The organism is Cohnella lubricantis, from assembly GCF_014212015.1.
Taxonomy (GTDB): domain Bacteria; phylum Bacillota; class Bacilli; order Paenibacillales; family Paenibacillaceae; genus Cohnella; species Cohnella lubricantis.
Window position 1 is genome coordinate 103,373 of record NZ_JACJVN010000019.1, and the last position, 21,421, is coordinate 124,793.

Here is a 21,421-nt window from a genome sequence, read left to right on the forward strand (position 1 = left end):
GGACCGTCCTATTTTGTGAGAACCATATGGTTATTTATCATAACGCTCGGCCTAACTGTAGTCAATATTTGCACAGAATATGCCAGTCGGCTTGATTACGGAAATTTTTTGCTTATGATAGAGGTAGAGGAGGATGATTCGAATATGGAAATTACATATCACGGCCATTCAACGGTCCAGATTACGACAGGCGGGAAGTCTCTCATTATCGACCCGTTCCTAAGCTTCAACCCGCTCGCGAAGGCGAAGCCTGAGAGTATCAAGGTTGACGCGGTGCTGCTGACGCATGCGCACGACGATCATATTCTGGACGCCGGACCTATCTCGCAGGCCAATGGCGATGCGCCGATCGTATCGATCGTCGAACTCGCGACGTGGCTGTCTTGGAAAGGCCTGAGTACGATCGGCATGAACATGGGGGGCACGGTGGATCTGGGCTTCGCTCAAGTGAAGATGATTCAAGCATTCCACAGCTCGGGCATCGCGCTGCCGGACGAGAAGCGAATCGTGAACGCGGGCATGCCGGCCGGCTTCATCATTCGCGCGGAGGGCAAGACGATACTGCATACGGGCGACACGGCGTTGTTCGGGGACATGAAGATGATCGGCGAGCGTGAGAAAATTGATCTGGCATTCATCCCGATCGGCGGACACTTCACCATGGACCCGGAAGACGCGCTCCAAGCGGCGGAGTGGTTCAAGGCTCGGCAAGTCGTGCCGATCCACTACGACACGTTCCCGCCGATCAAGCAGGATGCCGGAGCCTTCGCCAGCCGTCTGGAAGAGAAGGGCATTCGCGGCCGTGTGCTCGCGCCGGGCGAGACGCTCACGCTGTAAGGAGCGGGAGTGTTACTGAAGCTTGGCGACGAATGCTGGAATTCTTTTTTTTAGCTTCAAACGGATGTTGTTGTAACTGAGGTTGATAGAAGGAGTCATCATCATGGCGAAGAAGAGACCCGCGCAGCATCAGCGCAGGCAGCCGGAGACGCGGCCGCAGTCGCAGGAAGCGTCCGGCGGGGCTACGCTGAAGGAACTGCTAAGCGCGGATGTGCTTGGCAAGCTGAAGGCGCAGGCCGAAGAGCTGAAGGCCGACGAAGCCCGACGCAAGGAGCAGAAGCGACAGGAAGAGGAAGAGGCGCGGAAGGCCGAGCAGAAGCGGCTGGAGAACAATTTTGAGTATTTGCTGAACAACAGCAGCATGGATTGGAAGAAGCATAAGTAAATATAACTGAAGGGGGCAGTCCCATCGGCCGTTTGGCCCGCCGGGAGCGCCCCCTTCTTGCGATCGGAAGATGAGCGGCGGGAAATGAACAAGTAGCGGGATCTGCACTCCCCATGGACCTTTGTTGTCCTTCATCCTTCACTGATGATTTTGCAGCTGAGCTGAGGGGATAAGCCTGTAAAAGAGGCGGGAGAAGGGGGGCGGATCGGCATGGAGGCGGCAGGAGGAGGGCAATCGGTGGAGAGACATCGTATCATCCTCGACCTGGAGGGCGGCATCGATGGCGCGATTGCGCTGATCTACGCCTTGCTCGCGCCTGATATAGCGCTGGAAGGCGTAACGTCGGTGCGCGGCGAGACGAGCGCGTTCATCGCGGCGGAGCAGGCGCTGCGCATTGCGCAGCTGTGCGCGCCCGGCAGCGGGCTGCGCGCGGCCGCCGGTGCGGATGCGCCTGCGCCGCGCCAAGGCCGTATTGGCCCGGCAGCCGCAGGGCACGGGCCGACGGGTTTAGGCGGCGTGCTGTTGCCGCCGGCCGAAGGGCAGCCGCTGCGAGAGACGGCTGCCGAGTTCGTCGCGCGCCTGGCGGGCGAGCGTCCGGGCGAGCTCGCATATGTGCTCGCCGGGCGCGCGACGAACTGGCCGCTCGCGCTGCGGCAGGACCCGGCGCTCGCCGGCAAGCTGCGCCGCGTCGTCCAGCTTGGCGGCGCCGTTCTCGTGTCGGGCGACGCGACGCCGGTCGCCGAAGCGAACTTCCGCGCCGACCCCGAGGCGGCGGATGCGCTGCTGCAGACCGCGCCCGACCTGACGGCGGTCGGGCTGGACGCCTCCGCGAAGCTTGCGATTGCGCCTTCGCGGCTAGGTCTGATCGAGCCGATCGTACCTCCGGCTCAGGCGCGTGCGCTCCGGCTGCTGCGCCGCCTGCTCGATTACCGCGTCCGCCATCCGCTGCGCGATGGCGATCCGATCGGTCTGGCGCCGCTGCCAGGCGTCGCGGCCCTGCTTGCGGCGACCCGGCCGGAGCTGTTCGCCTACCGCGTATGGCCCGCCCGGGTCGCCGCGGAAGGCGAGCTCACGGCCGGCATGGTGATCGCCGACCGCCGCCGCCGGCCGTCGCTTCCAGGGGGCCGGCCGGTTCGCTTCGCCGTTGACTTGGACACGGAAGCGGCGCTCCATGCTTTTCTGTCCGTCTGGGTTCGATAGGGAACGCCGGAACCGCTTCCAACGCTGCTATTTTGGGGAAAAATTGTTAGCGGAAAATCTAGGATCTGCACAAAATCACGTATTTACAAGAGCAATCGAGCGGAGTATTATAAAAAACGTATCGCAGAAGTTGTATACAAGTACACAGTCAAAGGAGGCGTTGAATGCGCTATCCTGAATCTTGGCTCCGCGGCGCTCCGCTGGGCGAAGGCATCACATGCGAGCTTCGAATGCAAATCATAAGCGGTGCGCTAAAGCCGGGCGAGACGTTGTCCGAGAACCGGATCGCCGCCGACTTCGGCACAAGCCGATCTCCTGTTCGCGAAGCCATGAAAACGCTGTCTAGCGAAGGCTTGATACGCTTGGAGAGGATGGGAGCCGTCGTCATCGGACTCGGAGAGAAGGAAGTCGATGAGTTATACGACGTTCGCTTCCTGATCGAGAGCTTCGCGCAGCAACGAATGGCTGGGCTGGACACCGGCCCGCTGATCGTTCAATTGGGCCGCATCATCGACAAGATGGAGCTGGCTGCTAAACATATGGACCCAATTGAATTCGCTTACCAAGACCTCGCATTCCATGAGACGATCATTGCGGAAGCGAAGCATTCGAGGATCTGGCAGCTGTGGAAGAGTATCCGCCAGATCGTCATGACCGTCATGCTGCTCACTACGGAAGAGGTGTTCTCCGAGGGGGAGGCGAGAGTCGCCGGCGTTATTGACAAGCATCGCAAGCTGCTGAACGGCATTCAGACGAACGATCCGAAGACGATCGAACGGACGGTGCGCGACTATTTCGCCGACTCGTACGTGACGCTGCACGACAGCATCTCGCCGGCTCGCGGCTAATGGCTCGAAACTGGAAGAGGGCTAGACCCGGTTACGCGAAGGTAAACCGCAAGAGGCGATTGTGTTAGTAAGCCGGCTCAACCGGGTTCCATGCGCGAATCGCCAGAGGTATCTCTGCAAGCTGTCTAACTCCGGTTCGGCGCAGGCAAGCAGCACCCTTGATCGGGCTTAACGCTCGGTCTTGTCTTTCGGCCAAACTTGTCGACAAGTATACGTACCTAAAATCGAGGGTTATCGGCCAAAATAAGGAGAATCGGCATCAAGGCAAACTAAACAACCTGGAGGTCTCCATGAATACGCTTTTTGGAATGAGCCATTCGGCTACGTTACTCGTATGGACGCTGATCGCGATCGCGTTCTTGATCGTGTTCATCTCGAAATTCAAATGGAATCCATTCGTGACGCTGCTGCTGGCGAGCATCCTGCTCGGCTTGCTCACCGGCATGAAGTCGACGGATGTCGTCACTTCGATCACTAAAGGCCTCGGCGGCACGCTCGGCACGATCGCCATCGTCATCGGCCTGGGCACGATGCTCGGCAAGATGATGGCGGAGTCAGGCGGAGCTGAACGCATCGCTACGACACTGATTGATCTGTTCGGCGACCGCAAGGTGCATTGGGCAATGCTGCTCGTCGGCGTTCTGGTCGGCATCCCGGTCTTCTTCGAGGTCGGCGTTATTCTGCTGATCCCGATCGTGTTCGTCGTCGTCGCGAAAACGAAGAAGCCATTGCTGCAGGTCGGCATCTCCGTCCTGGCCGGCTTGTCCGTCGTGCACGGCCTCGTGCCGCCGCATCCAGCACCGATGATCGCCATTGACGCTTATGGCGCGAATCTCGGTCAGACCATTGTCTACTCGCTCTTGATCGGTATCCCGGTCGCGATTGTTGCTGGCCCCTTGTTCGGCAAATATATCGGCAAGCGCATCGACGTTCATCCGGATCCGAAGCTCGTCGAGCAATTCGCATCGAAGAATGAGCGCAAGCTGCCCGGCTTCGGCATTACGCTGTTAACGATCCTGATGCCGGTAATTCTGATGCTGATCGGTTCGATCGCAAGCATTATCGATCCGGATGCTAAATACGGCTTCACCGTCTTCTGCGAATTTATCGGCCACGAGGTTGTGGCGCTGCTCATCTCGGTCGTGTTCTCGTTCTTCTCGCTCGGCTTCGCCCGCGGCTTCTCGAAGGACGAGGTGTCCAAGTTCGCATCCGATTCGCTCGCTCCGATTGCCGGCATCGTCCTGATCATCGGCGGCGGCGGCTCGTTTAAGCAAGTGCTGATCGATAGCGGCGTCGGCCAAGCGATCGCCGATATGGCGACGAATGCCAATATCAATGTCATTCTGTTCGCTTGGCTCGTCGCTGCCTTGATCCGCGTAGCGACAGGCTCCGCAACGGTCGCCATGACGACGTCTGCGGGCATCGTCGCGCCGGTGCTGGCGATGACACCCGGCGCTAACCTGGAGCTTGTGGTGCTGGCGACGGGCGCTGGTTCGCTCATTCTGTCGCACGTCAACGACGCCGGCTTCTGGATGGTGAAGGAGTTCTTCAACATGAGCGTGCCGCAGACGCTGAAGTCTTGGACGGTCATGGAGACGATTCTGTCGGTGCTCGGACTGGTACTTATTCTGGCCGTCAGCATGTTTGTGTAAGGAACGTAATTGTGTAAAATGGATAGGTGCAAAAAATAGAGAGAGAGAAACCATGCTAGAGAGAAGGAATTGAAATGGCTGCAAATCGGTACATGATAGGCATCGATATCGGGACGACCAGTACGAAGGCGGTCGTCTTCCGGGAAGACGGCTCCAACGTATCCGTCGGCAATGTCGGTTATCCGCTCTATACGCCAACGCCCCAAATCGCCGAGCAGAATCCGGACGAGATTCTGGACGCTGTCGTCTCGGCGGTGAAGGAGGCGGTGGCTGCCGCCGGCGTGCAAGCCGAGGAGATTCTGTTCGTCTCCTGCAGCTCGGCGATGCATAGCGTCGTGCCGGTGGATGCGGATGGCAAGCCGCTCATGAACGGCATCACTTGGGCCGACAACCGCAGCGCGGAATGGGCGAGGAAGCTGAAGCACGAGCTTGGCGGGCACGAGATCTACATGCGTACCGGCACGCCCGTCCATCCGATGTCGCCGATCACGAAGCTGCTCTGGCTCCGCGACGACCAACCGGAGCTGTTCGCCAAGGCGGCGAAGTTCATCTCGATTAAGGAATATGTGCTGGAGAAGCTGTTCGGCCGCTACGTCGTCGATTACTCCGTCGCTTCCGCGACCGGACTGATGAACCTGCAGAAGCTCGATTGGGACGAGGAAGCGCTGCGCGTGGCCGGCATCACGCCGGACCGCTTGTCCGAGCTCGTGCCGACGACCTTCAAGCTGGAAGGGCTTAAAGCCGCTTACGCCGCCGAGATGGGGCTGTCTCCATGGACGCCGTTCGTCGTCGGCGCCAGCGACGGCGTCTTGGCGAACCTAGGACTCGACGCGATTAATCCCGGCGTCGTGGCCATCACGATCGGCACAAGCGGCGCGATCCGCACCGTGACGAACAAGCCGTCCACCGACCCGAAGGGCCGCTACTTCTGCTACGCGCTGACCGAGGAGCATTGGGTCGTCGGCGGTCCGGTCAACAACGGCGGCGTCATCTTCCGCTGGGCGCGCGATGAGTTCGCCGCCTCGGAGGTCGAGACCGCGAAGCGTCTGGGCATCAGCCCATACGATGTCCTGACCCGCATTGCGGAGCGCGTGCGACCGGGCTCCGACGGCTTGATTTTCCACCCGTACCTGACCGGCGAACGCGCGCCGCTCTGGAATCCCGACGCGCGCGGCTCGTTCTTCGGCCTGACGCTGCATCACCAGAAGGAGCATATGATCCGCGCGGTGCTCGAAGGCGTCATTTATAATCTGTACACGGTCATGCTGGCGATGCAGGAGAACACCGGTGTGCCGAAGCGCATCAAGGCTTCCGGCGGCTTCGCCCGCTCTCCGCTGTGGCGGCAGATGATGGCGGACATCTTCAACCAGAACGTCGTCGTGCCCGAGAGCTTCGAGAGCTCCTGCCTCGGCGCCGTCGTGCTCGGGCAGCTTGCCTTCGGCGACAAGGACGCGTTCACCCGCGTTGCCGGCATGGTCGGCTCGACCCACGAGCACGTGCCGAACGCTTCGGCTGCCGCCGTGTACGAGGAGCTGCTGCCGATCTACGTGCGGCTGTCGCGCGCTCTCGAACCGGAATACTCGGAGATCGCGAAGTTCCAACAGAAGCTGTTCACCCACATTCATTAATTGGCGCATGCCATCAGACCGTCTCAGCCGGGTACCCCCGACTAGAGACGGTCTTTGTCTATCCGGGCATCGTGCTATAATGTCGCTATGCGATCACAATCGGAAGGTGGGAGACCGTTGGAATCCGCGGTTCACGTGCTCGTCGTCGAGGACGATAACGAGATTAACCAGCTGCTCTGCGGCATCGTCCGCCGAAGCGGCTATCTGGCGCAGCCCGCTTATTCGGGCACGGAAGCGCTCTTGTACTTGGACAAGCAGGAGTGGAGCCTCGTGCTGCTAGACTTGATGCTCCCCGGTCTTCGCGGAGAAGAGCTGCTTGGCGTCATTCGCGGCCGAGGGGAATGCCCTGTCGTCGTCGTCTCTGCGGAAGGCGAGCAGCAGACGAAGATTGAGACACTGCGGACAGGCGCCGACGATTACATTACGAAGCCGTTCGATCTGGAGGAAGTGTCCGCGAGGATCGACTCGGTGCTGCGACGGTACCTGCGGTTGCCGGCGAAGGCTGTGCCGAAGACGCTCGCCCACAAGGATTTGGTCATGGACACCGACGCCAAGACGGTAACCGTAGGCGGTGCGGAGCTGGCGCTGACGGCGCGGGAATACGACATACTCGCGCTGCTGCTCGCTAATCCGAAGAAGCTGTTCTCGAAGGCGAACCTGTTCGAGAGCGTCTGGGGAGAGACGTTCCTCGGCGGCGAGGAGAATACGATTAACGTGCATATGAGCAACCTCCGGAACAAGCTCGCCAAGGCGAATCCGGACGATGAATATATCGAGACGATCTGGGGAATGGGGTATCGGCTCAAAACTTAAGATTTTCTTACGAAATGCCTTTAGCTTCTCTTATGGTTCGTTCTCTAAACTGAAGCTAACGAATAAGGGAGGTTAACAGGATGAACGAATATGTGCTTCGAACGAACCTGCTGACGAAGAGATACAAGCAGCAGCTCGCGCTCGACAACGTGGACATGTCCATCCGCGCCGGTTCGATCTACGGGTTCATCGGGCAGAACGGCGCCGGCAAGTCGACGCTGATGAAGCTGGTGACCGGCCTCGCGTTCCAGACGTCGGGGTCGATCGAGCTGTTCGGGCAGAGCGAGGAGAAGGCGCTGATCGAGGCGAGACACCGGATTGGCGTTGCCATCGAGCAGCCCGCGCTGTTCCCGTACATGACCGCGTATGAGAATGTGGAGGCCCATCGAATCCAGCGGGGCATTCCCGGCCGGGAATGCGTGGCGCAGGCGCTGAAGCTGGTCGGGCTCGGCGAGACGGGGCGGAAGAAGGCCCGCAACTTCTCGCTCGGCATGAAGCAGCGGCTGTCGCTCGCGGTGGCGCTGCTGGGCGACCCGGAATTCCTCATTCTGGACGAGCCGACGAACGGCCTCGATCCGATGGGCGTCGTCGAGATGCGGGAACTGCTGCGCAAGCTGAACCGCGAGCGGGGCATTACGATTCTCATCTCAAGCCATATTCTGAGCGAGCTGCATCAGCTGGCTACGCATTATGGCATTATCCATCATGGCAAGCTGCTGGAACAGCTGACCGCGGACGAGCTTCAGGCGCGCTGCCGAACGTTCTTGCACATTAAAGTGGATGCGCCGGAGAGAGCGGCGGCGGTCATCGAGCGCGAGCTGGACACGAATGAATTCGAGGTGCTCGAGAACGGCGCGATCCGGCTGTACGCCCATCTGGAGCGTCCGGGCCGGGTGTCGTCCGCGCTGGCGGCGCATGGCCTGGAGATCGAGCAATTCATGCCGATGGGCGAGGATCTGGAGAGCTACTTCACGGCTCGGATCGGAGGCGGGGCGCATGAATAACCTGCTTCGGTTCGAGTGGTACAAGCTGATGCATAACCGTACCTTCTGGCTCGGGAGTTTGTTCTTGTTGGCAGCGGCAATCGCTTACCCGATCATGGATTATTATGACGCTCCGAGCTACGAGAGCGGGAAGAAGGGCCTTGACGTCCTCGCGTCTTGTCTAGGCGGCAACGAATACTTCCTTAAGATCGGCGTCAGCATTCTGGGGGGCTTCTTCCTCTCCAGCGAATACGCGAACGGAACGATGAAGCGCAGCGTGTCGGCCGGCGCCGGCCGCACGAAGGTCGTTCTGTCGAAGCTGCTGGTGTTCATGCTCGGTTCCGCTATTGCCGCGCTAATCTTCCCCGTGGTTGGCTTCACGGTCGGCTCGATCATCTACGGCGTCGGCGATGCTCCGGGACCGCTCTCGCTTGCGGAGTATCTGCTGCGTACGCTCGGCGAGACAGCGCTTCTCGGCGCCGCGTACGGAGCGTTCACGGGCATGTTCGCCACGGCGCTGACGGACAGCGGCAAGACGATCGGTCTTAGCTTCGCGTTCTACTTCTTCGTCGATTACTTGTTCATGCTGCTGGCTCATTACATGCCGTTCATGGAAGACGTCTATGACTACTCGATATTCCTGATGATTAAACAAGTTTACACAGATGAGCTCATCGCGATGAGCCCGCTGCGAATCATAGCGGAGCCGGTGTTGACGGCGCTTGTGTGCCTGGCGGTATGCATAGCGATCTTCCGGAGAAAAGAAATCAAGTAATCTGCGCGATCATACGGGAGAGGAGCAGGCTGGCATGTGGATCTGGATCGGACTTACGCTTGGCGCATTGGCGGTTGCTGCGGCAAGCCTGCTCCGGCTGGCGTTCGTCAAGCGGCAAATTCGCAGCCTGACGGAGCAGCTTCGAAGGTATAACCGGCACGAATGGGCGAAGAAGATGACGGTTGGTCTCGGTGACCGTGATGTCGAGCGCCTGGCGGAGGAGATTAACCTCCACACGGCGCTCATCGAGCACGCGAATGCGCAGCGGCGGCGGACCGAGGATGAGCTTCGGCAAGCCGTCGCCAATATGTCGCATGATCTGCGGACGCCGCTGACGTCCATCTCCGGCTACATTCAACTGCTGGAGTCGGACGATCTGACGGAGGAGCAGCGGCGGGAAGCGATCGGCATCGTCAAGAATCGGACGGCAAGGCTTCGGGCCTTGCTGAACGATTTCTTCGTGCTGTCTGTCATCGAATCGACGGATTACGAGCTGCGCCTAGAGTCGGTTCATCTGAATAAGCTGCTTCCGGAGCTGATGCTTGGCTTCTATGATCGGTTAAGCGACAGCAAGCTTCGCCCTGACTTCCGGCTGCCGGAGGAGCCGCTTGTCATTGTGGCAGACGAGCCGGCGGTGCGGCGAGTCGTGGAGAATCTGCTCGTGAATGCGATTCGGCATGCAAGCGGCGTGCTGACGGTAGAAGCTGCGCGAACGGACCGAAGCGCCGTGCTGATCCTCAGCAACGACGCTCCACAGCTGCGCGAGTTCGATCTTGAGCTATTGTTCAACCGGTTCTATATGGCGGATCGGTCGAGATCCAGCAAGGGAGCCGGTCTCGGCCTGTCGATCGCGCGCAGCCTCATGCAGAAGATGGGCGGCAGTCTGACAGCCGACATGGACGGCAGCCGGCTGCGCATGCGCTGCGAATGGCCGCTGTATAAGACAGACGTATGAAAGGGTGAGTTCGAATACATGGCGAAGAAATGGGACGAAGCCTATCGGCTGTTCCAAAGCGCGGAGATGGGAGCGCTGCCGACCCTGTACGCCTCGACAGAACCTTCGCTCAGCGGCGGCGAATATATCGGACCCGGCGGCAAAGGCGCGAAGCGAGGGTATCCGGCGCTTGATCCCGCGATTGACGGCATCGACGACCCTATAATCGCGGGAAGGCTATGGGAAGTTTCCGAACAGTTGACAGGGATTCTTTATTCATTCCAATCGCATTCCTGATGTTGGAGCTTTGCTTTCATGCGAGGAACATGTGATAATGTTTCGACATGATTCTTGGTTCTTGGAGGCTTAACTTAGATTGAATCGATACCCTTTTGAAGTTGACCATTCCCGGCCCTTTCTCGCGCAGGTTGGCGAGTGGGTCGCGGATGTGTTCTACGATATACTGCCGGAAGCCGGCTTCGAAGTGCGCGACGAGCAGATTTATATGGCTTACCAACTGGAGCGGGCGTTCGCTCAGAAGCAGACGATTTTCGCAGAAGCAGGTGTTGGAACGGGCAAGACGCTCGTGTATCTGTTGTACGCGATCTGTTACGCTCGATATACCCGGAAGCCGGCGATCATTGCCTGCGCGGACGAATCCTTAATTGAGCAGCTGGCCAAGACGGAAGGCGATCTGGCCAAGCTGGCACAGCATTTGAGCCTGTCGATCGACGCTCGGTTGGCCAAATCTGCGGATCGGTATCTTTGTCTAACCAAATTGGATCAGGCACGAACCGGTAACGAGCATGCCGATGTATTCAAAGCGGTGCATGACGAACTGCCTGACTTCGTCCATCAATACAAAGCGATGCAGTCGTTCCACGCCTACGGCGATCGCAAACAATATCCGCAGCTGAACGATCAGCAGTGGGACCAGATCAGCTGGGACTCGTTCCAAGATTGCTTCTCCTGCGAGCAGAGACACCGCTGCGGACAGACGCTGTCGCGCGAACACTATCGGAAGTCCAGCGATTTGATTATTTGCTCGCATGACTTCTATATGGAACACGTATGGACGTATGAAGGACGCAAGCGGGAGGGGCAGCTTCCGCTGTTGCCGGATCACTGTGCCGTCGTTTTCGACGAGGGACATCTGTTAGAATCGGCTGCCCAGAAGGCGCTCACTTACCGATTGAAGCATTCGGTGTTCGAACAAATCGTCGGCCGATTGCTGCAGAATGATATTCGGGAATCGTTGGCTGCGCTCATTGACGAGGCGATTGACCGCAGCGAGTCCTTGTTCCGGATGCTGTCAGGATATTGCGAGGATATCCCCGGCTCTGACCGGCAACGGATTGTGCTGAGCCAGCAGCTGCTTGGGGAAGTGCGACGGTTCCGCGAGGTCATTGACGGAATCGAAGAAGAACTGGTCTTCGAGAGTGAGCTGTATACGTTGAACGAGTACCAGCTGCGCATCGTCGAGGAGCACCTGGAGATGATCCAGAAGGCGTTAAGCTTGTTCCAGCACTCGGAAGCGTTGATCAGCTGGGTAACGGAGGATGAGGACGGGCTCACGCTGGTCATCATGCCGAGAGCGGTGAAGGAAGTGCTGCGCGAGAGGGTATTTGCCCTGAATATGCCGGTTGTATTCTCATCCGCGACCTTATCGGTGAACGGTTCGTTCGATTATATCGCTAGCAGCTTAGGCATTGACGATTATGTATCCTTCAGCACGCAATCCCCGTACGATTATGAGAGTCAGATGGAAGTGCTGGCTCCTAAGTGGCCTCGCGGGGCTTCGTCTGAGGAGAGAATGAAAGCTGCCGTCAGCCTGCTGAATCGAACCGGCGGCAGGGCGTTGGTGCTGTTCAACAGCAAAGAAGATCTGCTCAAGTTTAAGGAGCTGCTTCCGTCCTATCCGGCGTGCAAGGACATGCGGTTCTGGTTTGAAGGCGACGCTGAGATCAGCCACCTCATTAGCGCCTTCCAACGGGACGAGACAAGCGTCCTGTGCGCCTTAACGCTATGGGAGGGCCTCGATATCCCGGGGCCTTCGCTCTCGAACGTCATCATCTGGTCGCTGCCTTATCCTCCGCAAGATCCCGTGTTCATGGCGAAGCGGGAGGCGGCGGCATCGCCGTACGAAGAAGTAGATCTGCCGTATATGCTGCTTCGGCTGCAGCAAGGAATGGGACGATTGATTCGCTCTCGCGATGATCGCGGTATCATCGCCATCCTCAGTGAGGAGATCCACTTTGACCCGATCCTTCGGCAGGCGATTGAGGACATCTTGCCGCAGGGGGTTGCGCTGCAACGGGAATGTCTAGACTTAGGATAGAACAATAACGAATAAGAGAGAGTGAATGTTCATGATACAAATAACGGTGCCAGTTCCGGATGTCACGATATACAAACAGAAGGATCCTGAATTAAGCCATATCTACGGATTTACGGATTTCATACAGATTCCTAGAGATAAAGCGGGGATCTTCATGTTCTACAACGATAAGGATGAACTCCTATTCGTAGGCAAAGCGCGGAAGCTAAGACCTCGGATCAAGAAGCACTTCGAGGATACGGTGTCGGACATCAAGGAGCATCGGGAGGAAGTGGCCAAGATTGAAGTTAGCTTGGTCGAAGATCCCGTCCATCGGGAAATATACGAGACGTACATCATTAACGAGTATAAGGCGAAGTACAATGTAGATAAGGCGCTGTATAAGTAATAGGTTGAGCGCCTATGGCCAAAGGAACCACAAATCATGCCGAAAAGCCTTTAATCCACGTTTAGCGGGTTAAAGGCTTTTTTTGATGTATATGGTGAGCTAGAATTTGCAAGTTGGTTGCGGGGGCAGGATTTGAACCTGCGGCCTTCGGGTTATGAGCCCGACGAGCTACCGGACTGCTCCACCCCGCGATAGTAAAAAGCATTATGTTCTTTACGTTGGACAGGTCTCTCATACTACAGCAGTTTAAGACAATATGCAAGCGTTTTTCAGGTAGGAGGCGTATTCGCAGACGGTAAACCTAGCGATCTAAGGCTTTAATATATACAAAGCTAGAAAAAAACAAGAACCATCACAAAGGATGGCTCCATAATAGGCCGTTAAAGTCAGCACGGCAAACGTATCATAGCGGGTTATCGTTGTTCGTTGTGCGATGAAGGCAACGGCTCCGATTTTACTTGCTGGCGAAGGCATTCAGCATCCAGACGTGCTTCTGCAGGCCCGCTTGGATCTCAAGCAGCATATCGTGGGTGACTTCGTCGCCGACCGACTCGGTGAGAGCAAGCGCTGTTTGCAGCTCGTCGATCATTAGGCCGAAGTCGTGCGCGATGGTCTCAACCATCTGCTCGGAAGTGCGGTTGCAGGCATCCTCTTGAACAGTTGCCAGCTTCAATACTTCGCTAAGTGTCGTTACAGCATCTTCGCCAAGGGCGCGAAGGCGTTCCGCCAATACGTCAATATGATCCGCTGCTTCGTTATAGAGCTCCTCGAACTTCGCATGGAGTGTGAAGAAGTGAGGTCCTTTGATATGCCAGTGGAAGTTGCGAAGCTTCATCTCCGTTACGATCCAGTTAGCAAGTTGTTTGTTCAGTTCAGTTGTCATGGCATTCATTGAGAATTCCTCCTTTTAAATTTAAACTCAATCTAAATCTAAAAACATAATAACACCATATGGTCGCTAGAGCATGAAGAATTGATGAAGAAATGGTGAACGTTGGGGCGGACGTACGGAGGAAGGGGGGGGAATTAGTCTGCAAACCGAACTAACTCGGCGCTCGAAGCAGCCGCGCAACTCTTCTCCTCCCGCAACTCTAGCAACTCTGCTACAATAGAATAGCTAGACGCTATGGGGGTAATCGCAATCATGAAAACATTCAAGAAGTTCTATATCGAAATAACGAGCGTCTGCAATCTCGCTTGCACGTTCTGTCCAGAGACGAAGCGTCAGGCGCAGTTCCTGCAGGTGGATCGTTTCCGCCATATACTGGATGAGATCAAGCCGCATACCGACTCGATCTATCTTCACGTGAAGGGCGAGCCGCTGCTGCATCCGAAGATTGATCAACTGCTCGACATCAGCTGCGAGAAGGGCTTCAAGGTGAACATCACGTCGAATGGTACGCTGCTGCACAAGAATCGGGACAAGCTGCTCGGCAAGCCGGCGCTGCGGCAGATGAACTTCAGTCTGCACAGCTTCGACGGCCATCCCGGCTCGAAGGACAAGGAAGGCTATGTCACTAGCGTCGTCAATTTCGCTAAGGAAGCGGCGAAGGAACACGGCGTGTTCATCTCGCTGCGCCTCTGGAACTTGACGGAGGACAACCAGACGAACCTGCAGCGCAAGCGCAACCGCGAGGTGCTGGACATTCTCGAGCGTGAATTCAATCTCGACTACAATATCGAAGAGAGGTTCGAGCGGGGCAAAGGACTTAAACTCACCGACCGCATCTACTTGAACCAGGATCACGAGTTCAAATGGCCGAAGCTGGAGGAGCGGGAAGCCGAGGGGCGAGGGTTCTGCCACGCGCTTCGCAATCAAGCCGGCGTGCTCGTCGACGGGACGGTCGTCCCGTGCTGCCTCGACGGCGAAGGCGTCATTAACCTCGGCAACATCCACGACAAGCCGTTCGGCGACATCATTGAAGGTGAACGGGCCAATCGGCTGTACGACGGATTCTCCCGACGCGAGGTTGTCGAGGAGCTGTGCCGCAAGTGCGGGTACAGGCAGCGGTTCAACCTGCCGCCGTCAGCTGGCACGGAAGACGAAATTGCTTGATCATCGGCCGGAAATCGGGTATGATCTTATAGAATATTTTCCTTAACCGAATACGCATCAACCGGAGGAGCCTGCCATTCGCAGGCTTCTTTTTGCATTTTTTTGGGGTTGCGAAGGTCGGAATGGGGAATTTCTAACAATCAGAAAGCATTAGAGGGGGCGCTGCCATGGAACAGCAAGCTATTTGGGCAATCGTTATATTCTTAGCAACTTATGCCATGATCATCACGGAGAAAATTCACCGGACAATCGTCGCGATGATCGGAGCGGCGCTAATGGTCGGCGTGGGCATCGTCGATCAGGAGATCGCCATCCATCACATTGACTTCAATACGCTCGGGTTGTTGGTCGGCATGATGATCATCGTCGGCATCACCGCCGAGACCGGTCTCTTCAATTATATTGCGATCGCAGCCGCGAAAAAGGCAAAGGGCGTGCCGATTCGAATTCTCGTTGCGCTGGCGCTCATTACCGCCGTCGGCTCGGCCTTCCTCGACAACGTGACGACGGTGCTGCTCATGGTTCCCGTCACGTTCAGCATTACGCGGGAGCTTAAGGTGTCGCCGCTCCCGTTCTTGCTGACGCAGATCGTCGCATCGAACGTAGGCGGCACGGCGACGCTGATCGGCGACCCGCCGAATATCATGATCGGCAGCGCCGTCAAGGAACTGACGTTCAATGCCTTCCTGGCGAATTTGGCGCCAATCGTTGTCGTCATTATGGCCGTGTATGTCGGCATCTTCATCTTGATGTTCCGCAAGAAGCTTCGCACAACGGATGAAGCCGTCCGCAGCTTGATGGCGATCAATGAGAAGGAATTGATTACGGACCGCAAGCTGCTTATCCAATCGCTTGTCGTTCTGGGCCTTGTCATTCTCGGCTTCTTCACGCATCAGATGCTGCATATGGAGTCGGCAACGGTGGCACTGGCTGGTGCCTTCCTATTGTTGCTGCTGACTGGCGAGCACTCGATGGAGCGATCGCTTAGCAAAGTCGAATGGACGACGATCTTCTTCTTCGTCGGCTTGTTCGTGCTCGTCTCCGGACTTGTCGAGACAGGCGTCATCGCGGATCTGGCGACGAAGGCGATCGATTGGACAGGCGGCGACCCGGTGGCGACTTCGATGCTGATTCTATGGCTGAGCGCGATCGCCTCATCGTTCCTCGACAACATTCCGTTCGTGGCGACGATGATCCCGATGATTCAAGAGATCGGCGCGCTCGGCTACGGCGATCTCGAACCGCTCTGGTGGAGCCTGGCGCTCGGCGCTTGCCTTGGCGGCAACGGCGCGCTGATCGGCGCAAGCGCCAACCTGATCGTAGCCGGGCTGGCCGGGAAGGAAGGACACCCGATCTCGTTCATGAGGTTCCTTAAGTTCGGCTTCCCGCTGATGATTCTATCGATCGTCATTAGCAGCGTTTATATTTACCTTCGTTATTTGTAAGCCGGCGGGGATTGATTTTCAGACGATATCAGAATATATTTAAACTAAATCTAAGCAGAAGAAGGAGGGATGGACATGTCCCGCAGCGGACTTACCGCGCCTAGGAAGCTGATTCTCGATATCGTCAGCGAATCGCACGACCATCCGACCGCTTCGGATATTATTGATCGTCTTAAGCATCAAGGCCAAACCGTTGCTTACGCAACCGTCTATAATTCACTTCGTTATCTGACCGATAATGGCATGATCCGCGAGCTCAAGCTTGAAGGAGACGCCAGCCGGTACGACGCGAGAACCGAAGATCATCACCACATCGTCTGCACATCGTGCGGACGAGTGGATGAGATCCTGACGGGATCGCCGAAGAATTGGCTTCAGGAGATCGAAGCCGAGACCGGTTATACGATAACGGAAGAACAACTGCTGTTCAAAGGAGTGTGCGCCGAATGCAGAACGTTGAACAAGCCGGGCGTCCAATAACGCCGCCCGCTCTGGAGTTGCTGCCGGAAGGAGCGTTCTGCGACACGACGCGCCGCATCGTCATCGTCAGCCCTTATCCGGCGCATCTGCAGGATCTCGTCTCCGAATTGATGGCGCAATGCTATGATGTTCTGCTGTTCCGCCTTACGAAGGAGCAGGCGCTGCCGCCGATTGTGGCGGATCTGCTCATCATCGATCGCACATGGGGAATCGACACGGAGGTTCCGGTTAATTCGGCCGCCGATATCCTGTACTTGATCGGCGATCGGACGAGCGGGCCGCTGCCGGATGAGGAAGCGGCGCTCCATTGGCCGTCCAGCCTGGACTTCGCGGTTCGCCGGATCGAAGAGCTTGCCGGCAAGGAGAAGCCGCTGGATTCGTCGGCGCTGTCCGCGCATCCGGAGCGGATTCACTTCAAGGATATTGAGATCGATCCGAAGCGAATGGTCGTCTGGCACAGCGGCTCCCGCGTCGATCTGACGAAGACGGAATACGATCTGCTGCGGCTGCTGATCACGTCCGAAGGCGTTCTGTCCCGCCAGGACATTATGGAAGCGATCTGGGGCGACGGGTATTTCGGAGGCAGCAATTCCATCGACGTTCATATCAAGAGCCTGCGGCACAAGCTTGGCGACGACCCGAAGCAGCCGAGCTACATCGCTACCGTCCGCGGCGTCGGCTATCGATTGGCCGATTGATGAACCTGATATTCATATAATCTTCATATGGTCTTCATCATACCTTCATGCAGCCTTGCTGCACCGATGGTATGATTTTTTTGTCAAAGGAATTTAAACTAAATCTAAATATAAGAGGAGATGAACCTGCTGTGCGCAAAACGATCATTATCGGCACCGGCCCAGCCGGATTGACCGCGGCGATCTATCTCGCGAGAGCGAACCTGAATCCGCTCGTCATCGAAGGCCCCGAACCGGGCGGCCAATTGACGACGACGACGGAAGTTGAGAACTTCCCAGGCTTCCCGGAAGGTATCATGGGACCTGAACTGATGGAGAATATGCGCAAGCAAGCCGAGCGCTTCGGCGCTGAGTTCAAGACCGGCTGGGTGAACGAGGTGGACATGTCCAAGCGTCCGTTCACGCTGAAGGTTGAAGGCATGGGCGAGCTGCAGGCGGAGACGATTATCGTCTCGACCGGCGCATCGGCGAAATACCTGGGCATTCCGGGGGAAAAAGAAAATGTCGGACGCGGCGTCAGCACTTGCGCGACCTGCGACGGCTTCTTCTACCGCGGCAAGAAGATCATCGTCGTCGGCGGCGGCGACTCCGCGATGGAGGAAGCGAGCTTCCTGACGCGCTTCGCGTCGGAAGTCGTCTTGGTCAATCGCCGCACCGAGCTGCGCGCCTCCAAGATCATGCAGGACCGCGCTCGCGAGAACGCGAAGATCAGCTGGGCGCTCAACCGCACGCCGCTTGAAGTGGTCGCGGACGACAACGGCGTCAAGGGCCTGAAGGTGCTCAACAACGAGACCGGCAAGGAAGAACTGGTTGAAGCGCAAGGCGTATTCGTCGCCATCGGCCACACGCCGAACACGAAGTTCCTTGGCGGCCAGCTGACGACGGACGATCATGGTTACCTGGTCGTTAACCCAGGCACGACCGAGACGAACATCCCTGGCGTCTTCGCTTGCGGCGACGTGCAAGACAACCGGTATCGCCAAGCGATCAGCGCCGCAGGAACGGGCTGCATGGCAGCGCTGGACTGCGAGCGGTTCCTGGAGGCTAACGAAGCGTAAGAGATATCACGATAGGACAACTACATTATCAGAACAGATTAAGGAGGCAATTGATCATGGCACAAACCGCCATTGTGTACACGAGCACGCACTGCCAATACTGCAAGCAAGTCAAGTCGTTCTTGAGCGAGAAGGGCGTCGAATACGAAGAGCGCAACATCGACCAAGACGAGCGCTACGCGGAAGAGCTGTGGAACACGGGCATGCGCTCGGTTCCGGTCACCGTCATCGGCGAGAGCAAGATTCTCGGCTACAATATCACGCAGTTGAACCGCGCGCTGGAAGCGACACAAGCTTAATTCGGCATCTGATCCGCTATCTGCTTCACGTCATACAACCAACAGGAGGAACTACATCATGAGCAACCTGCAATCTAACGTTTATCCTTATGCGAAGGTCGGCCTGCCGGCGCCATCGTTCAGCCTGCTGTCCACGAAGAATATTGAGACGCTAGAGGAGAAAATCTCTCTAGAAGATTACCGCGGCAAGTGGCTCGTCTTCTTCTTCTGGCCGTTCGACTTCACGTTCGTCTGCCCGACCGAGATCCGCGGGTTCAGCGACAGCTATGAACAGTTCAAGCAGCTGGATTGCGAAGTGCTGGGCGCATCCGTCGACAGCATCTACACGCACCGCGCTTGGATTCAGACGCCGGTGGAGCAGAACGGCATCGGCGCGATCCAGTTCCCGATCGTGTCCGACTTCACGAAGGAGACGGCCGAAGCTTACGGCATTCTGGACGAAGAGACGCGCGCCGCTCACCGCGGACTGTTCATCATCGATCCGGAAGGCATCCTGCGCTACCAAGTCGTCACGGACATGAACGTCGGCCGGAGCGTCGAAGAGACGCTGCGCATCCTTCAAGCGCTGCAATCCGGCGGCCTGTGCCCCGTCAACTGGAAGCCTGGCGAGAAGACGCTGGCATAAGGGCATAAACCGTTCCGCCTATACGCAAATTATTGTTGCGCAAAGACCCTTGCGAGGGTCTTTTTGCGTTGAGGAGCGCGGGCAATTGCCTATAGAGGCGCTTGACTTTTGCGGCGGCGAACGCATTCTTGACGAGAGGAGCCGGAAGGACTATATTTAGTCGGTTGGTTGGAGAACGAATGAAGGGAATGCAAGCAGAACGTGGCAACTCAAGAAGAGACAAACAGCAAGATGTCGATCGTTAAGATCCTTAAGTGCAAGAACAATGAATGCAAAGCGTGGGTGCGGGAGGAATTCGCCACGCCGGGACAGACGTGCCCGATGTGCAGCGGCCCCATGCTGCGCACGATGAAGCATCTGCCTCCGCTCGTGAAGAAGGTCAAGTCGACCAGCCGCTAAAGGCGCGATAAGCGACAATTGGAGCCGGAACCTTCGATCCGCGCGATGCGGGTTGGAGGTTCTTTGCATTGTTCTGATGTGCTGGATGCAATGAACGGTTCGGTGCATGGAAGTCGAAGTCTTCGAATGCGTTGGACGTTGTGATATGCTTAGATAATAAGGTTAGGAATGGGAGATGGCATCGATCATGGCGGAGATCGCGGGGATATTGAAAGCACAGCGCAAGTGGTTCGGCAGCGGCAGTACGCGCAGCCTGGACGGGCGAATGGAACGGCTGAACGCGCTCCATCGGGCGATCGCGGCGCGGGAAGCGAAGCTGCTCCAAGCGCTAATGGAGGACTTGGGCAAGTCCGAGCAGGAAGCGTATACGACCGAGATCGGCATCATCTATCATGAGATTCGATTCGTCCGCAAGCATCTGCGGCGCTGGGCTAAGCCCCGCAAAGTGAAGACGGCGTTGACCCATGTCGGCTCCAAAGGCTTCATCATGCCGGAGCCGTATGGCTCGGTGCTGATCATCTCGCCGTGGAACTATCCATTCCAGCTGACGATGGGGCCGCTCATCGGCGCGGTAGCCGCCGGCAATACGGCGATCGTGAAGCCGTCGGAGCTGTCGCCGCACGTATCCGCCGTCATCGCCGAGATCGTGGCGGACGCCTTCCCGCCGGAGTGCGCGGCCGTCGTTCAGGGCGGACCGGAGACGAGCGAGGAGCTGCTGCGGCAGAAGTTCGATCTCGTATTCTTCACCGGCAGCACACGGGTGGGCCGCATTGTTATGGAAGCGGCGGCCAAGCAGCTGACGCCGGTCATTCTGGAGCTGGGCGGCAAGAGCCCTTGTATCGTGCATAAGGACGCGGACCTCAAGCTGGCGGCGCGGCGGATCGCATTCGGCAAGTTCACGAATGCCGGTCAGACGTGCATCGCGCCGGACTACTTGTACGTGCATCGGGATGTGAAGGTGAAGCTGGTCGCGGAGCTGAAGCAGGCAATTCGCGAGTTCTACGGCGAGGAGCCGCTGAAGAGCGCGAAGTACGGGCGCATCGTCAGCGAGCGGCACTTCGAGCGGCTCGTGCGGTTCGCGCAAGACGGACGCTTGCTCGCCGGCGGCGAGTACGACGCGGCGTCGCTTCGGCTGGCGCCGACGTTGATCGAGCCGTCGGAGGGCTGGGATGCCGCTGTGATGCAGGAGGAGATTTTCGGACCGGTATTCCCTGTGCTGGAGTACAGGGAATTGGACGAGGCGATCCGGGAGATCGCGGCTCGTCCGAAGCCGCTGGCGCTCTACCTGTTCACGTCCGATCCATCGGCGGAGAAGGCCGTGCTGGAGCGCGTCTCCTTCGGCGGCGGGTGCGTCAACGACACGCTGATGCATATCGCCACGCCCCATCTGCCGTTCGGCGGCGTCGGCGAGAGCGGCATCGGCAGCTACCACGGAAGCTATAGCTTCCAAGCGTTCTCCCATGAGAAGAGCGTTCTGAAGCAGACGACGCGATTCGACTTCGCCTTCCGCTACCCGTCGTCCGAGAAGGGGCTCGCAATTCTTCGCAAGCTGTTAAAGTGAAGTCAAATGAACCCATTAT

General features: G+C 57.6%; 23 protein-coding genes and 1 tRNA gene. 22 read left to right on the plus strand and 2 right to left on the minus strand.

The window, feature by feature from the left end; translation table 11 throughout:
- Nucleotides 1–144: 144 nt before the first annotated feature.
- The 13 genes from H4Q31_RS04710 to H4Q31_RS04770 all read left to right on the plus strand — a co-directional run bounded on the left by H4Q31_RS04710 (nt 145) and on the right by H4Q31_RS04770 (nt 12,781).
- Nucleotides 145–837, plus strand: a complete 693-nt coding sequence (locus H4Q31_RS04710; protein ID WP_185177912.1) for a metal-dependent hydrolase — start codon at nt 145–147, stop codon at nt 835–837.
- 103 nt (nt 838–940) lie between these two features.
- Nucleotides 941–1,222, plus strand: a complete 282-nt coding sequence (locus tag H4Q31_RS04715; protein ID WP_185177913.1) for a YqkE family protein — start codon at nt 941–943, stop codon at nt 1,220–1,222.
- Between the two features lie 237 nt (nt 1,223–1,459).
- Complete coding sequence (locus tag H4Q31_RS04720; RefSeq protein WP_185177914.1) at nt 1,460–2,422, plus strand: nucleoside hydrolase; 963 nt, start codon at nt 1,460–1,462, stop codon at nt 2,420–2,422.
- Between the two features lie 164 nt (nt 2,423–2,586).
- The gene (locus H4Q31_RS04725) at nt 2,587–3,270 is read left to right on the plus strand and encodes a GntR family transcriptional regulator (protein WP_185177915.1); all 684 of its coding nucleotides are present in this window, start codon (nt 2,587–2,589) and stop codon (nt 3,268–3,270) included.
- 290 nt (nt 3,271–3,560) lie between these two features.
- On the plus strand, nt 3,561–4,922 hold the full coding sequence (locus H4Q31_RS04730) for a GntT/GntP/DsdX family permease (RefSeq protein ID WP_185177916.1): 1,362 nt from the start codon (nt 3,561–3,563) through the stop codon (nt 4,920–4,922).
- A gap of 74 nt (nt 4,923–4,996) precedes the next feature.
- On the plus strand, nt 4,997–6,550 hold the full coding sequence (gene gntK, locus H4Q31_RS04735; protein WP_185177917.1) for a gluconokinase: 1,554 nt from the start codon (nt 4,997–4,999) through the stop codon (nt 6,548–6,550).
- A 117-nt stretch (nt 6,551–6,667) separates the two neighbouring features.
- A complete protein-coding gene (locus H4Q31_RS04740) occupies nt 6,668–7,363 on the plus strand; it encodes a response regulator transcription factor (protein ID WP_185177918.1) in 696 nt (231 codons plus the stop codon).
- A gap of 80 nt (nt 7,364–7,443) precedes the next feature.
- Complete coding sequence (locus H4Q31_RS04745; RefSeq protein ID WP_185177919.1) at nt 7,444–8,367, plus strand: ATP-binding cassette domain-containing protein; 924 nt, start codon at nt 7,444–7,446, stop codon at nt 8,365–8,367.
- Nucleotides 8,360–9,121, plus strand: coding sequence for an ABC transporter permease (locus H4Q31_RS04750; protein ID WP_185177920.1), 762 nt, complete (start codon nt 8,360–8,362; stop codon nt 9,119–9,121). Before H4Q31_RS04745 ends, H4Q31_RS04750 begins: the two co-directional genes overlap by 8 nt.
- A 34-nt stretch (nt 9,122–9,155) precedes the next feature.
- Nucleotides 9,156–10,076 carry a sensor histidine kinase gene (locus H4Q31_RS04755; RefSeq protein WP_185177921.1) on the plus strand — a complete coding sequence of 307 codons (921 nt, stop codon included), beginning with the start codon at nt 9,156–9,158 and terminating at the stop codon, nt 10,074–10,076.
- 18 nt (nt 10,077–10,094) lie between these two features.
- Complete coding sequence (locus H4Q31_RS04760; RefSeq protein WP_185177922.1) at nt 10,095–10,352, plus strand: SDR family NAD(P)-dependent oxidoreductase; 258 nt, start codon at nt 10,095–10,097, stop codon at nt 10,350–10,352.
- Between the two features lie 79 nt (nt 10,353–10,431).
- Nucleotides 10,432–12,393, plus strand: a complete 1,962-nt coding sequence (locus H4Q31_RS04765; RefSeq protein WP_185177923.1) for an ATP-dependent DNA helicase — start codon at nt 10,432–10,434, stop codon at nt 12,391–12,393.
- 31 nt (nt 12,394–12,424) lie between these two features.
- Entirely contained in the window at nt 12,425–12,781 is a 357-nt protein-coding gene (locus H4Q31_RS04770) for a nucleotide excision repair endonuclease (protein WP_185177924.1), read from the plus strand.
- Between the two features lie 114 nt (nt 12,782–12,895).
- Here the strand turns inward: H4Q31_RS04770 and H4Q31_RS04775 are convergent.
- Nucleotides 12,896–12,972, minus strand: a tRNA-Met gene (locus tag H4Q31_RS04775).
- Between the two features lie 263 nt (nt 12,973–13,235).
- Complete coding sequence (locus tag H4Q31_RS04780) at nt 13,236–13,673, minus strand: Dps family protein (protein WP_185177925.1); 438 nt, start codon at nt 13,671–13,673, stop codon at nt 13,236–13,238.
- A gap of 252 nt (nt 13,674–13,925) precedes the next feature.
- On the opposite strand from H4Q31_RS04780, the gene H4Q31_RS04785 reads away from it, so the two are divergent.
- The 9 genes from H4Q31_RS04785 (at nt 13,926) to H4Q31_RS04825 (ending at nt 21,402) form a co-directional block, all read left to right on the plus strand.
- The gene (locus H4Q31_RS04785) at nt 13,926–14,837 is read left to right on the plus strand and encodes a radical SAM/SPASM domain-containing protein (protein ID WP_185177926.1); all 912 of its coding nucleotides are present in this window, start codon (nt 13,926–13,928) and stop codon (nt 14,835–14,837) included.
- A gap of 167 nt (nt 14,838–15,004) precedes the next feature.
- Nucleotides 15,005–16,282, plus strand: a complete 1,278-nt coding sequence (locus H4Q31_RS04790; protein WP_185177927.1) for an ArsB/NhaD family transporter — start codon at nt 15,005–15,007, stop codon at nt 16,280–16,282.
- 75 nt (nt 16,283–16,357) lie between these two features.
- Complete coding sequence (locus tag H4Q31_RS04795) at nt 16,358–16,762, plus strand: Fur family transcriptional regulator (RefSeq protein ID WP_185177928.1); 405 nt, start codon at nt 16,358–16,360, stop codon at nt 16,760–16,762.
- Nucleotides 16,729–17,460 (plus strand): winged helix-turn-helix domain-containing protein, encoded by a 732-nt coding sequence (locus H4Q31_RS04800; RefSeq protein ID WP_185177929.1) that lies wholly within the window; start codon nt 16,729–16,731, stop codon nt 17,458–17,460. Before H4Q31_RS04795 ends, H4Q31_RS04800 begins: the two co-directional genes overlap by 34 nt.
- A gap of 131 nt (nt 17,461–17,591) precedes the next feature.
- On the plus strand, nt 17,592–18,518 hold the full coding sequence (gene trxB / locus H4Q31_RS04805) for a thioredoxin-disulfide reductase (protein ID WP_185177930.1): 927 nt from the start codon (nt 17,592–17,594) through the stop codon (nt 18,516–18,518).
- Between the two features lie 56 nt (nt 18,519–18,574).
- Nucleotides 18,575–18,817, plus strand: a complete 243-nt coding sequence (locus tag H4Q31_RS04810; RefSeq protein WP_185177931.1) for a glutaredoxin family protein — start codon at nt 18,575–18,577, stop codon at nt 18,815–18,817.
- 58 nt (nt 18,818–18,875) lie between these two features.
- Entirely contained in the window at nt 18,876–19,442 is a 567-nt protein-coding gene (locus tag H4Q31_RS04815) for a peroxiredoxin (RefSeq protein WP_185177932.1), read from the plus strand.
- A gap of 231 nt (nt 19,443–19,673) precedes the next feature.
- Nucleotides 19,674–19,841, plus strand: coding sequence for a cold-inducible protein YdjO-related protein (locus H4Q31_RS04820; RefSeq protein WP_185177933.1), 168 nt, complete (start codon nt 19,674–19,676; stop codon nt 19,839–19,841).
- Nucleotides 19,842–20,028: 187 nt separating this feature from the next.
- Nucleotides 20,029–21,402, plus strand: coding sequence for an aldehyde dehydrogenase (locus H4Q31_RS04825; RefSeq protein ID WP_185177934.1), 1,374 nt, complete (start codon nt 20,029–20,031; stop codon nt 21,400–21,402).
- Nucleotides 21,403–21,421 lie beyond the last annotated feature (19 nt).